General features: G+C 57.8%; 12 protein-coding genes. 2 read left to right on the top strand and 10 right to left on the bottom strand.

The features are described 5' to 3' along the window. Nucleotides 1–57: 57 nt before the first annotated feature. Together AC2FNC_RS06775 and AC2FNC_RS06770 are read right to left on the bottom strand one after the other, a co-directional pair. Complete coding sequence (locus AC2FNC_RS06775) at nt 58–1,881, bottom strand: ABCB family ABC transporter ATP-binding protein/permease (RefSeq protein WP_480492940.1); 1,824 nt, start codon at nt 1,879–1,881, stop codon at nt 58–60. A gap of 58 nt (nt 1,882–1,939) precedes the next feature. Next, complete coding sequence (locus AC2FNC_RS06770; protein ID WP_496714857.1) at nt 1,940–3,319, bottom strand: LysM peptidoglycan-binding domain-containing protein; 1,380 nt, start codon at nt 3,317–3,319, stop codon at nt 1,940–1,942. A gap of 127 nt (nt 3,320–3,446) precedes the next feature. On the opposite strand from AC2FNC_RS06770, the gene AC2FNC_RS06765 reads away from it, so the two are divergent. Next, nucleotides 3,447–3,998, top strand: coding sequence for an LOG family protein (locus tag AC2FNC_RS06765; RefSeq protein ID WP_480553808.1), 552 nt, complete (start codon nt 3,447–3,449; stop codon nt 3,996–3,998). Between the two features lie 104 nt (nt 3,999–4,102). Here AC2FNC_RS06765 and AC2FNC_RS06760 read toward each other — a convergent pair whose 3' ends face one another. Both AC2FNC_RS06760 and AC2FNC_RS06755 read right to left on the bottom strand, forming a co-directional pair. Then, complete coding sequence (locus AC2FNC_RS06760) at nt 4,103–4,981, bottom strand: metallophosphoesterase (RefSeq protein ID WP_480553809.1); 879 nt, start codon at nt 4,979–4,981, stop codon at nt 4,103–4,105. Between the two features lie 4 nt (nt 4,982–4,985). Continuing rightward, nucleotides 4,986–5,585 carry a superoxide dismutase gene (locus AC2FNC_RS06755; RefSeq protein ID WP_480553810.1) on the bottom strand — a complete coding sequence of 200 codons (600 nt, stop codon included), beginning with the start codon at nt 5,583–5,585 and terminating at the stop codon, nt 4,986–4,988. Nucleotides 5,586–5,628: 43 nt separating this feature from the next. Between AC2FNC_RS06755 and AC2FNC_RS06750 the strand changes: the two genes are divergently transcribed. Beyond that, nucleotides 5,629–6,447: an FkbM family methyltransferase gene (locus AC2FNC_RS06750; RefSeq protein WP_496714856.1), complete on the top strand. Its 819-nt coding sequence runs from the start codon at nt 5,629–5,631 to the stop codon at nt 6,445–6,447. A gap of 33 nt (nt 6,448–6,480) precedes the next feature. Here AC2FNC_RS06750 and AC2FNC_RS06745 read toward each other — a convergent pair whose 3' ends face one another. The 6 genes from AC2FNC_RS06745 to AC2FNC_RS06720 form a co-directional block, all read right to left on the bottom strand. Then, entirely contained in the window at nt 6,481–6,927 is a 447-nt protein-coding gene (locus AC2FNC_RS06745; RefSeq protein WP_480517539.1) for a hypothetical protein, read from the bottom strand. Nucleotides 6,928–6,941: 14 nt separating this feature from the next. After that, a complete protein-coding gene (locus AC2FNC_RS06740) occupies nt 6,942–7,424 on the bottom strand; it encodes a hypothetical protein (RefSeq protein WP_496714855.1) in 483 nt (160 codons plus the stop codon). Between the two features lie 237 nt (nt 7,425–7,661). Further along, entirely contained in the window at nt 7,662–8,228 is a 567-nt protein-coding gene (locus AC2FNC_RS06735) for a sarcosine oxidase subunit gamma (protein WP_480517543.1), read from the bottom strand. Continuing rightward, a complete protein-coding gene (locus AC2FNC_RS06730; protein WP_496714854.1) occupies nt 8,221–11,235 on the bottom strand; it encodes a sarcosine oxidase subunit alpha family protein in 3,015 nt (1,004 codons plus the stop codon). Before AC2FNC_RS06730 ends, AC2FNC_RS06735 begins: the two co-directional genes overlap by 8 nt. Nucleotides 11,236–11,302: 67 nt before the next feature. Further along, on the bottom strand, nt 11,303–11,632 hold the full coding sequence (locus AC2FNC_RS06725) for a sarcosine oxidase subunit delta (RefSeq protein WP_480473438.1): 330 nt from the start codon (nt 11,630–11,632) through the stop codon (nt 11,303–11,305). Nucleotides 11,633–11,707: 75 nt separating this feature from the next. Beyond that, nucleotides 11,708–12,952: a sarcosine oxidase subunit beta family protein gene (locus AC2FNC_RS06720; protein WP_480517547.1), complete on the bottom strand. Its 1,245-nt coding sequence runs from the start codon at nt 12,950–12,952 to the stop codon at nt 11,708–11,710. Nucleotides 12,953–13,049 lie beyond the last annotated feature (97 nt).

The following is a 13,049-nucleotide window of genomic DNA, read 5'->3' as shown; positions in this document are numbered from 1 at the left end:
GCGTCCACCTACATGCACGGCGCATCCTAGCACATTCCGCAGGGCAAGATGAGCCCCTCAGGCGGCCTCACTGTCGGATTGCTGGCGGTTCCACAGTTGAGCATATCGCCCGGACCGCGCCAACAGCTCGTCATGGGTGCCCTGTTCGATGATCTCGCCAGCTTCCAGAACCACGATCCGATCAGCCTCGGCAATGGTGCTGAGGCGATGGGCAATCGTGATCACGGTCCGCCCTTCCCCAGCGCGCGCCAGCGCATCCTTGATATCCTGTTCCGTGTCGGTATCCAGGGCCGAGGTCGCCTCGTCCAGCAACAGGATCGGAGGGTTCTTCAGCAATGTCCGCGCGATGCCAACCCGTTGCTTTTCGCCGCCGGACAGTTTCAGGCCGCGCTCACCCACCATGGTGTCGTATCCGTCAGGCAGCGAAGTGATGAAGTCATGAATCTGGGCGGCACGGGCTGCGGCCTCGACATCCTCCGGGGTGGCATCGTCGCGCCCATACGCAATGTTGTAGCGAATGGTGTCGTTAAACAGCACCGTATCCTGTGGCACAACGCCGATCGCGGCATGCAGGCTGGTTTGGGTCACATCCCGAACATCCTGCCCGTCGATCTTCAGCGCGCCTTTGGTCACGTCATAAAACCGGAACAACAGCCGCCCGATGGTCGATTTTCCAGACCCCGTCGCCCCTACGATCGCGACCGTCTGTCCGGCCGGAACCGTCAAGGAAACACCCTTGAGGATTTCCCTTTCAGGGTCATAACCAAAATGCACATCTTCAAGTGTTACCTCGCCACCATTGACCGCAAGGTCGGGTGCATCGGGGTGATCGATGACTTCGGCGGGTTGTTCGAGCAGATCAAACATCTGCCCCATATCTACCAGCGATTGCCTGATCTCGCGATAGACCGTCCCCAGGAAGTTCAATGGAACGGTAATCTGGATCATATACGCGTTGACCATGACAAAATCGCCCACGGTCAGGTTTCCATTCTGAACGCCAATTGCGGCCAGAACCATGACTCCGATCAGGCCGCAGGTGATCAGGAAGGATTGGCCAAAATTCAAGAACGCCAGCGAATAGGCGGTTTTCAGCGCCGCCCCGGCATAGGCTTTCATCGACACGTCGTAACGTGCAGTTTCGCGGGATTCCGCGTTGAAATACTTGACGGTTTCGAAGTTCAGCAAACTGTCAATGGCGCGCTGATTGGCTTCGGTGTCCTGATCGTTCATCTCACGCCGCAGCTTTACCCGCCATTCGGTCACGGCAAAAGTGAACCAGATATATAGGCCTATGGTGACGGCGACGACCACCAGATACCAGACGTCGAACAACCACATCAGTATGATCGCAACCAGCAACAGCTCAAGGATCAGCGGCCCGATTGAGAACAGCAGGAAGCGCAGCAGGAATTCCACGCCTTTGACGCCCCTCTCGATGATACGGCTCAGCCCGCCGGTGCGGCGCGAGACGTGATAGCGCATGGACAGGTTATGGATATGTCGGAACGTCTCCAGCGCCAGCGCCCGCAAGGCCCGCTGTCCAACAGGGGCAAAGGCGGCGTCCCGCAATTGCTGGAACCCAACCGTCATCATGCGCGCCACGCCGTAGGCAACCGTCACACCCACTGCGCCCAGCGCTAGCGGCGGCACGCCTTCACCTGCCAATGAGTCAACGGCGCCTTTGTAAAGGATCGGTGTATAAACCGCGATCAGTTTGGCCAGAACCAGCATCGCCATGGCAATAACCACGCGGCGCTTTACCCAAACCTCGTCCTGCGGCCAGAGGTAGGGCGCAACCTTGCGGATTGTGCGCCAGCCTGAACTGCGCCCGCCGCTCTGCACCCCGTCATTCGAGGCCATCGGAGATGTTCGTCTCATCACGTACCTTGTCTGCGGTCAGAGAAAGGCTCTGGCCCGCGACGGGCCAGCGCGTTGATTATTCCGGTATCGTAAAGATTTGCCCCGGATAGATCAGATCCGGGTCGCGGATCAAGTCGCGGTTGGCTTCGAACAGGCGCACATACAGGATGCCATCGCCAAAGCGGTCACGCGAGATCGCCCACAGCGTGTCTCCCCGCTGCACAGTGACCGACCGGATTGCCGGGGTGTCCTGCGCCGCCGTTCCGTCACCGCCACCTGATGCTGCTTCCAAAACTTCAACAGGCTCGCGCTTGAAGGGGGTTTCGACCCGGCTGAGGACCTTCCCGTCCGTGTTCACCGCGTCAACACGCAACGTGTAAACACCGGGGTCGATGCCGTCCAGATCACTCCGCCAGGATCCATCCTGTTCCGGAGCGAGGTCGGCAACAAGACGATTGTCCAGATACACCCTGATGGCCGCGCCGTCCTGTACTCGCCCGGTCAACTGGACATCACCGGTTTCAGAATACCCGATGGTATCCAGCGCGACCTGTTCCGGCGGGGTATCCCGAACCACGGGCGGCTGCACGAGCTCAACGCCTTCTTCGCCCGACCGCAGTACCGCGATCTGCTGACCAGTTTCAGTTGTCTCTACTGCTTCGTCGGCAACCTGCGTTTCGCCGGTATCCGGCGCGGTCGCTACAGGGTCTGATGTTTCGGTCTCAGCAGGAGTTTCGGTCTCTGGGTCGACCACTGCAGCGGCTATTTGTTCATCACTCTCGGCTATTTCGCCCTGATCGGCAGCATCAGTTTGCTGCGCAACCGGCTCTTCCTCGACCGGCTTGGGCAGGGCGGCGATCAGATAGTCATCAGACCGGGTTGTTTGCCCGCTGCTTTTGCTGTGCAGGACTAGTCCCTGCGCGGAATCGCTGAAGGGGATCGAGACAAACTCGGCGAATTGCCCGCCGCTGTCCACCGTGAATGTGTGCACGGTTTCACCGTTCAGCAGAACCTCAATCTGGCTGCCCGGCTCGGCGTCACCTGACAAAAGCGCCGTTCCGTCTGCTTCAACAAAAATCTGATCCAAAACCGGGGGGGCCACGGGTGCCGGTGCATTCTCTTCCGTCGGGGCCGCTGCAGGTTCTGTGTCTGGAACCACATCTGTCGCTGCAGCCGTATCTTCAGCGGGTTCAGCGGTTGGTGCCGCATCCGGTGTTACGGCGGCCTGCTCAGCTGGTTCTGTTGTGGTGGTTCCTGCGGGCGCTTCGGCCACTTGTTCCTGCGGCTGTGTGGCCGCAACAGATGCGGGTTCCTGCGGTGCGCCCGCCTCAGGCTCTGGCGCTTTGGTGAAAGCGCCGGACAGATACACACCCCCAACGCCCAGCACGGCAACCAGACCCGCAATCACACCCCAGACAAAATTGCCCGAGCTTCCGTTTCCCGATTTGGCGTCCATTGTTTTCCTTTCACCCCACCGTACAAAAGCTTTGTCTTCAAAAGCCTTCCAGCGGACAGTTGAGCCAATCTATCAATCCCGCTATCACGGGTCAAAACCTCTGACACAACCCCGGAGCCTCTCTTTCATGTCTCAGAAATCCGTCTGTGTGTATTGCGGGTCACGCAATGGGGCCGAGAAGGCTTATTCTGAAACCGCACGACAATTTGGAAACCTGCTTGCACAGGAAGGCTGGCGACTTGTTTATGGCGCTGGGGATGTCGGGCTGATGGGAGAAGTTGCCCGTGCCGCGCAACAGGCCGGTGGCGAGACCTTTGGCGTCATTCCGGTACACCTGGTCAAACGAGAGGTCGGCAAGACCGACCTGACCCATTTCGTGATCACCGAAACCATGCACGAGCGGAAAAAGGTCATGATCATGAATTCTGACGCCGTCGTGGTCCTGCCCGGTGGGCCAGGATCACTGGACGAGCTGTTTGAAGCGCTGACCTGGCGGCAGCTGGGCTTGCACGACAAACCCATCGTGATCGTCAATGTGAACGGCTATTGGGACGCGTTGAAAACCCTGTTGCACCAGGTGATCGGCCAAGGATTTGCAGATCGGTCACTGGGCGACTTTGTTATCTGGGCTGAGGATGCGGAGACAGCGATGACAGCCCTGCGCGACAAGCTGAGGTAAACCCGGCAGGTCGCGTAGGTGTTTGACCGAACGCTGCGGTGCATCGTTGCCGCACATATGCGGGTAAGAAATGGGGCTGGTCGATTTGGCGAAGCCTCAAGCCTTTAGGCAGACAGTTCGATGACCGTGATCTCGGGGGTCACACCAAAGCGAACCGGAAGGATGGAACATCCGATGCCGCCGGACACAACCAGATCACGCCCACCTTCGCGTACATGCCCATAGGCATATCTGTTGCCGTATTTAGAGGGCACGATCGGCGACCAGCCAAACAGGCGGATCTGACCGCCATGCGTATGACCGGACAGCGTCAAGGCCACCCTGTCGGGCACTTGAGGGAAGATGTCGGGTTCATGCGCCATCATCACAACCGGGGCGTCGTCGGTGATTTGTGCCAGTGTCCCCGACAGATCATCCAGCCCCTGCGGTTTACCGTTACGCCAGATCGCAAGCTGATCTTCAAGACCCGCCAACCAGATACCAAGAGCTTCTAGCTTGATGGCGGCATTCGACAAAACCGTAATTCCGCTCTGTTCCAGCGCATCGACATATCGGTTGGGGCCAGCACCACGGCGCTGCGCCTGCCGGTCATCCCACCAGTCGTGATTGCCAAGTACCGCAAAGACGCCGTTCTTGGCCTCAAGCTTAGCAAGAACCGGTGCCAGATCGTTCATTTCGACAGGACGTGAAACGCCTTTGTGGCTTGCGAAGAAATCACCCAGAAGCAGGATCATATCCGGCGCAAGCGCATTCGTACGCCGTACCACCTGTTTTATTCGGTCCAGCCCGACCAAAGGCTCGCCCAGATGCAAATCGGCCAGCACGGCAATCCTGATCGGTGGCGCTGTCCAATCCTCTCGGCGGACGCGCCATTTTCGCACGCGCAGCCGTAGGGCGGGTTCGATGAAAAACCCGTAGACTGATGTGATTAGGCCTACCAGCGTCACCGCCAGCAGGCCCTTGATAAACCAGCGTCGGTTCAATTCATTACATCCGCGACGCGACGTTTTCCCAGTTCACCAGATTGTCGAGGAAGTTCGACAGGTAAGCCGGACGCTTGTTGCGGAAGTCGATGTAGTATGAGTGTTCCCAAACGTCACAACCCAGCAGAGCGGTTTGGCCAAAGCACAGCGGATTCACGCCGTTTTCGGTCTTTGTCACGGCCAGCGAACCGTCAGTATTCTTGACCAGCCACGCCCAGCCCGAGCCGAACTGACCGGCACCCGCCGCACTGAACTGCGATTTGAATTCGTCAACCGAACCAAAGCTTTCGGTCAGAGCTTTCTCAAGCTCACCGGGCATGGCGTTGTCGCCGGGGCCCATCATTTCCCAGAACTGGTTGTGGTTCCACAGCTGGCTGATGTTGTTAAAGATACCGTTCTGCGCGACGGCATTTGCGTCGTATGTGCCAACGATGATCTCTTCCAGCGACTTGCCGTCCCATTCGGTGCCGGCGATCAGCTTGTTGCCATTGTCGACATAGGCTTTGTGGTGCAGATCGTGGTGATATTCCAGTGTTTCCGCGGACATACCCTTGGCTGCCAGCGCGTCATGTGCATAAGGAAGATCAGGAAGTTCAAAAGCCATGTCGGCCCCCTGTTTAAATTTGAGTTGCGGTTCCCAAGGTTAAATGCTTTGGCAGCCGCCGCAGGTCAAGGGCCGAGACAAGAAAACCCGGAGGCAGGCGATGCTGACACAGGCGCGCAAGATGTTCTACCGCGCCCGCGGTTACTATGCGGGCAACCTGAACGGCGAGCCGTTTCGTCTGGACCCTTATCATTCAAAGTTCTGGCGTAAAGCCTCCACTGGCCAGTGGGAGCCTGAAACCTTTGCCGTGATGGACCAGTATCTCTCGCCTGAAAACGATTACTTGGATATCGGCGCATGGATCGGGCCCACAGTTCTTTATGGTGCGCGTAAGGCACGCCATGTCTGGTGCTTTGAGCCCGACCCCACAGCGTTCCGTCACCTGGCTTGGAACCTCGACCTGAATGACATTCATAACGTTTCCGCTTTGGGTGTCGCACTGTCGGATAAGTTCGGTGTCGCCCGCATGGCCTCGGTTCGTGGAGAGCCCGGAGATTCTACCAGCTCCCTTCTGCACGACGGCGCGCACGGAACCGATACCCTGACGATTGCCTGGGATCAGTTCGCCGCAGTGAACGATCTGTCCGCCGTGTCTTTGGTGAAGATGGATATCGAAGGTGCCGAATTTTCCGTGCTGCCGACGCTGGTGCCATGGCTGAAGGAACAGCGCCCAGCCCTTTATCTTTCAACACATGCGGGACTGTTGGATTCGAAGACGCGGTTGGATCGTATGGAGGAATTGGCAGAGCTTCTTACATTTTACCCAACCTGCCGAACCAGTGAAGCGACCGGAACCGGATCACAGTGCTTTACCGACGCCTCCGCACTCTCCGGGTTCAAAACTTTTTTGCTAACCGGTTGAAACCCTCGAACAGAGATTCAACCGATCTGCCTCTCAGTACAAACTCGGCGACGAGACGGGCTTACACGCCCCGCTGCCGCTTGGTCGGTTTGACGCGTTCGCTTGCGGGAAACTGGCGCGGAGCTTTAAGTTGCTGGTATTGGGATCGAATGTTGCCGTGTAAGCAACCCTGTAGCTACCCGACACTTTAGCCTGTAGGGTCAAGTGCCAAGACAAATGATATTCACCATTTCGCGTTACTTTGAATTTCGTGTTAGCCGGGGTTTCTGGGGAAATGCCTGCTAGTTCATTCGAAGCGCGTATTGCACCATCGAAAGCTCGGGCGCGTTTGTTTTCGCTATCCACACTCAGATAAACCTTGGGAGGAATCCATCCCCTTCCTTCAATGCTATGGAGATCACATGCGTAGTTCTTGACATCAGCCTGCGCAGTCGCCGCAAACATCCCCGCGATCAGAACAAAAACAGAAAGCTTCATCATACCAATCCCACGTTTCAAGAGGCCGGTACCACGATTACTTTGCATTTGCCTTTCGCAAAGCCGTCACGTGGCAGGTAGCTGGAAGTGGAGGTAGACTTAACAATGGCTTTCATTGTGTTCCGATTCAGATTCAGCGTAAATGTTAAATTTAGCAGGTCAATCGCATCGTATCGCGATTCATTCGTCGCGTATGTTCGCCCACTGGCTGTATAAACATAATTCTGTGCGCCCCATCCAATCAAAAGCACTTTTGGGGAGTCGCGTTTCACTTCACCAGTGCTGAACGTGGTGTCAATCTTGGGGATGTCTACTTCCTGCAACAACGCTGAACGGCCAAGCCTATCTATTGAGAAGACCACGCGCTCAGGGGTCGGGCGATTAGCAATACCTTTGCCAAAATTACATTCAAAGCTTTCTTTGTACGTTTCGGAAATAGCAACTGCGGGGAATGCAATAACGATCGAGGCGCAAAATGCGACTGCCTTGATAAAATTCATTAAACGTCAAACTCCTGTATACTTTTTTGATTAGCTTAAAAACACTTAGAGTTCAGGCTGTCCACATGCAATACGCGAGTTTTAGTTAACTTTCTCTGATTATGAGTGTGACGCTCACATATTCAACACTGAACCAACGGAAAGCACTAACTTACAGATTTTGTATGGTAGGCTGTAAGCGTGAAAAAACCGCCCGCATATCGCGAACGGTTCAATTCTAACGCGCAATAGTTTTGGTCAGTAAACGCCAACCTCACTGCCCGGTTGCGCCGCAACCTTCAGCAGTTTGAAAACGTAATCCGCAGCCGAACGGAAGCAGACCACGCGGAAGGTTTCGGCATCGTCCATCCAGAACGCACCTGCCACTTGCGCCAGGCGCGAGCGGCGGATTTGGCCGGGTTGGAAGGCCTCGGTCGACAGATCAACCGGAGCGACTTTGCCCAACACTTCTCGTGCGCTGGCGCCTGATATCGTGAAGACCGCGCGGGCATCCGAGACGTTGACGGCCAGTGCGTGAGTTTTTCCCAAAGCTTTGATCATTGCGGCCAGTTTGGCCTCGACCTCGGCATAAGGGACCAGCACCAGCAGCTCGTCTGGTGACATCCAGCATACGCCGGTATCGCCGCTGACCAGCGCCGCGCGCTGACCGGGCACATTCTGCCCAGTCGCGTCCTTGACGGCCTTGGCGAGGCTTTTGTCGGACAAGTCGCCGCGCAGGGTGATCATGCCTTGCAGGCCACATTCCCTGACATTAGCGATGCCATCATAGCTGGCGTGGTTCAGTGCGCTGATGGGTTCAGACATTCTGCTTCTCCCCGTCCTTGTCGAAGAAGATCGGGTCCACGATCTTGGCTTTGTACGTTTTGCCGTCGGTGCCCGGGAACTCGACGATTTCACCCATCCGGTCCGGGCCGTGCTTGATCAGGCCCATAGCGATCCCTTTGCCAAGGTTCGCTGAGAAATAGGTCGAAGTGACACGCCCGATCATGTTGCGCTGACCATTGGCATTTACACCCTCGCCCACTGCATATGCGCCATCAGGCAGAACAGAACCATCCACAGTCTCAAGCCCGACCAGTTTCCAACGCTCTGGGTCGGCCATATGGCTGCGCGAATGGGCGCGTTTGCCAAGGTAGTCTTCTTTCTTTTTCGACAGTGCCCAGTGGAGCCCCAGATCCTGCGGGATCACGGTGCCGTCGGTTTCGTCGCCGATCATGATAAAGCCCTTCTCGGCCCGAAGAATGTGCAGACATTCGGTGCCGTAAGGCATCACACCGAATTCCTTGCCTGCTTCCATCAGGGCATCCCAGAACGCCTGACCCTGCGAGGCGGGAACGGCGATCTCGTAGGACAACTCGCCCGAGAACGAGATGCGATAGGCGCGGCAGTCGAACACGCCGATCTTGCCATCTCGCCATTCCATAAAGGGCAGCGTCTCGCGGCTGACGTCCATGCCGCCCAACTTTTCTAGAACCTTGCGGGCGTTCGGGCCGACTACAGCGACCTGAGCATATTGCTCGGTCACGTTGGCGACATAGACTTTCCAGTCCCACCATTCGGTTTGTAGCCATTCTTCCATGTGACCATGGATACGCTCGGCACCGCCGGTGGTGGTGTGGCACAGCCATGTGTCCTCATCGATGCGTGCGACCACGCCGTCGTCGATCAGAAAGCCGTTTTCCGAGCACATCAGGCCATAGCGGCATTTTCCGACCTTCAGCGTGGACATCATGTTGGTGTACAACATGTCCAGAAACTTGCCTGCGTCAGGGCCTTTGACGATCAGCTTGCCCAACGTCGAGGCGTCCAGCAGGCCAAGGTTTTCGCGGGTGTTCTTCACCTCACGGTTCACGGCGTCATGCACGGATTCACCGGGACGGACATAGGCGTAGGTCCGGCGCCAGTGGCCGACCGGCTCCCAATCGGCGCCGTTCTTGTCGTGCCAGTTGTGCATTGGTGTCTGTCGGATCGGCTGGAACACTTCACCCCGCGCTTCACCGCCGATTGCGCCCATCGAGATGGGTGTATAAGGCGGGCGGAAGGTCGTGGTGCCGACCTTCGGGATTTCGGACTCCAACGCATCAGCAAGAATTGCCAAGCCATTGATGTTGCTCAACTTACCCTGATCCGTCGCCATACCAAGTGTGGTGTAACGCTTGGTGTGCTCAACGCTCTCATAGCCCTCGCGCGCAGCCAGTTGGACGTCCGAGACTTTGACGTCATTCTGGAAGTCGAGCCAGGATTTCATGCGCAGCTGGATTTCTGCGTTTGCTGGCATCAGCCAGACAGCCTCCATAGGAGCTTCTGCAGTGGTTTCGCCAACAGGAGCCTTGATGTTTTTCGGCTTGAAACCTGCGGCCTTGGCTGCGGCTTTTCCCGCCGTGTGGGCGTCGGTCAGAACGTCGCCCAGCGCCAACGCACCATTCGATGCCCCGGCGGCCAGAACAAAGCCCTCACCGTTTGCGCCCAGCGGCGGGCGCGAGGGATCGGGGCGGAAAAAGGCATTCGCGTCATCCCAGGTCAGCTTGCCACCGCAATGAGACCACATATGAACGACCGGCGACCAGCCGCCCGACATGGCCACTGCATCTGCTTCAACCTCTTCACGTGCGCCGCCAACACCTTCCTGGTTGCAGATGGCGACTTTTTTGACGCGCTTGCCGCCCTTGACCTTGGCAATGGCCTTGCCCGGATCAACGCGGATCCCCAACTGGCGGGCTTCCTCTGCCAAAGGTCCAGCCGTTGCCCGTGCGTCAACAATACGCAAAACATCCACACCCGCTTGCTTCAGCGTAATCGCGGTGCGATAGGCGTCGTCATTGTTGGTGGCGACGATGACACGCTCGCCCGGGGTGACACCCCAGTTCACGGCATAATCGCGCATAGCAGAAGCCAGCATCACACCCGGAACATCGTTACCAGCAAAGGACAACGGGCGTTCAATTGCGCCGGTTGCAGTCACAATTTGCTTGGCACGGATACGCCAGAGGCGGTGGCGCGGGCCTTGCACGCCCGGCGTGTGGTCTGTCAGGCGTTCATAGCCCAGCACGTAACCATGGTCATATACGCCCGCACCCATGCAGCGGGAGCGCATGGTGATGTTGTCCATTGTTTCGAGTTCGGAAACCAATTGCTCCACGAACTTATCCACAGGCTCATCATTGACCGTGCCGCCGTCAACCGGAGCGCGACCGCCCCAATGTGCGCTCTGCTCAATCAGCAGAACCTTGGCACCCGAAGCTGCTGCCGCCTTTGCCGCCTGTAGGCCAGCCACGCCGCCACCGATGACCAGAACATCGGTGAAGGAATAGAAGTGCTCATAGGTATCGGCATCGCGGCTGTCCTTGTCGGGCGCTTTGCCCAGACCGGCAGACTGACGGATGAACGGCTCGTAGACATGCTTCCAGAACGGTTTGGGGTGGATGAACATCTTGTAGTAGAAGCCAGCCGGCAGGAACCGGGCAAAGGCTGTATTCACTGCCCCAATATCAAAGTCCAAGTTAGGCCAATGGTTTTGCGAAATCGCAGTCAGACCGTTGAACAACTCGGTCGTGGTGGCGCGCTGGTTCGGTTCAAACCGGTTGCCCTGCCCCAGCCCGACCAGGGCGTTCGGCTCTTCGGCGCCGCTTGCAACGACACCGCGGGGGCGGTGGTACTTGAACGACCGGCCCATCATCATCTGATCGTTGGCCAGCAGTGCCGAGGCAAGCGTGTCGCCCTCATAGCCCTGCATCGAAGTTCCATTGAAGGTAAACGTGACCTTTTTCGACCGATCAATCAGCCGGCCTTGTTTTGCGAGACGGGTGCTCATTGTGCGGACCTTTCGCGGGTGGAGGCGTCGGAGCCTCCGGCGGGAGTATTTTTGAAAAGATGAAGCATCAGGAGAACTCTCTCCAGGTCCATCCAGGGCGCTTTGCGGCGATGGCCTCTTTGATGTCCTGCGGCGGCTCAGAGGTCTGAGCCGTGTAAGTGCCGAACACTTCCAGCGTGCTTGTGCAGCGTGCCGCATGAAACCACTTGCCGCAGCCATTGGCATGGCGCCAGCGTTCAAAGTGCACGCCCTTGGGGTTTTCGCGCATGAACAGGTAGTCGTGGAACTCGTCATCCGACGAGCCGGGACCAAAACGCTTCAGATGCGCCTCGCCACCGGCGGCCAGTTCGGTTTCTTCGGCATCAACGCCGCAGTAAGGGCAATTCAGGATCAGCATGTTGTCATCCTTTTGGCGGTTGGTTGGCGCAGCGGCCAACCGGAATTCTGTTATTTGGCAACCTCGGAACCACCTTCAGTGTGCCACCCCGGCGGCCACGCTTTCGTCGATGAAGCGGCCTTCCTTGAAGCGGTCCAGCGAGAAGGCCTCGGTCAACGGCGAATGACCTGTGGCCATCAGCTGTGCCATGCCCCAGCCGGACCCGGGAATCGCCTTGAAACCGCCGGTGCCCCAGCCGCAGTTGATAAAGCACCCGCCCAGCGGAGTTTTCGACAGGATAGGTGAGCGGTCACCGGTCATGTCGACGATACCGCCCCATTGGCGCAGCATCTTGAGGCGTGAAATCATCGGGAAGGTTTCGACGAGGGCGCGGACGGTTTCCTCGATATGATGGAAACTGCCGCGCTGGGTGAAGTTGTTGAACCCGTCGGTCCCCCCCCCGATCACCATCTCGCCCTTGTCGGACTGCGACATGTAGCCGTGCACGGTATTGGCCATGACAACCACATCCATGCAGGGTTTGATCGGCTCGGATACCAGCGCCTGCAATGCAATGGCTTCCAGCGGGAGGCGGAAGCCCGCCATCTCGGCCAGTTGACCGGAGTGGCCCGCAACGACGATACCCAGCTTGTCACAATCGATGGCACCCTTGGTGGTGTCTACGCCGACGACACGGCCATCCTGAGATCGGACACCCGTGACTTCGCATTGCTGGATGATGTCCATACCCATGGCTGAACAGGCGCGCGCATAGCCCCACGCGACGGCATCGTGACGGGCAGTACCGCCGCGTTCCTGCCACAGCGCCCCTAGAACCGGATAGCGGGGGCCGTCCAGGTTGATGATTGGCACCAGTTCCTTGACACGTTCGGGGGTGATCCATTCGGTCTTTACACCCTGCAGGGCGTTAGCGTGTGCGGTTCGCTGGTAACCGCGAATCTCGTGCTGGGTCTGCGCCAGCATCATCACGCCACGCGGGCTGAACATGATGTTGTAGTTCAGATCCTGGCTCAGATCCTCGTATAGGCCACGCGCCTTTTCATAGATCGCCGCCGAAGGGTCCTGCAGGTAATTCGATCGGATGATCGTTGTGTTTCGACCTGTGTTGCCACCACCCAGCCAGCCTTTTTCGATCACCGCGACATTCTGAATGCCGTAGTTCTTGCCAAGGTAATACGCGGTCGCAAGACCATGCCCGCCAGCACCGATGATGATGACGTCATAACGTTTCTTGGGCTCGGGCGAACGCCAAGCGCGTTCCCATCCGGTGTGATAGCGCAGGGCCTCCCGCGCGACAGCAAAGGCTGAGTAGTGTTTCATAAGCGAATCCATCCGGTTCGGTGATTGCGCGCAGATATGCCGCGCGGCGACAGTTTAACCGCGCCGCGCAACGCCGCAATATCGCACTATTGCGACA

This window comes from Ruegeria sp. BHSA123 (genome assembly GCF_059613425.1).
The sequence above is the reverse complement of the archived record's forward strand: the minus strand, read 5'-3'. Positions and strand labels throughout refer to the sequence as shown.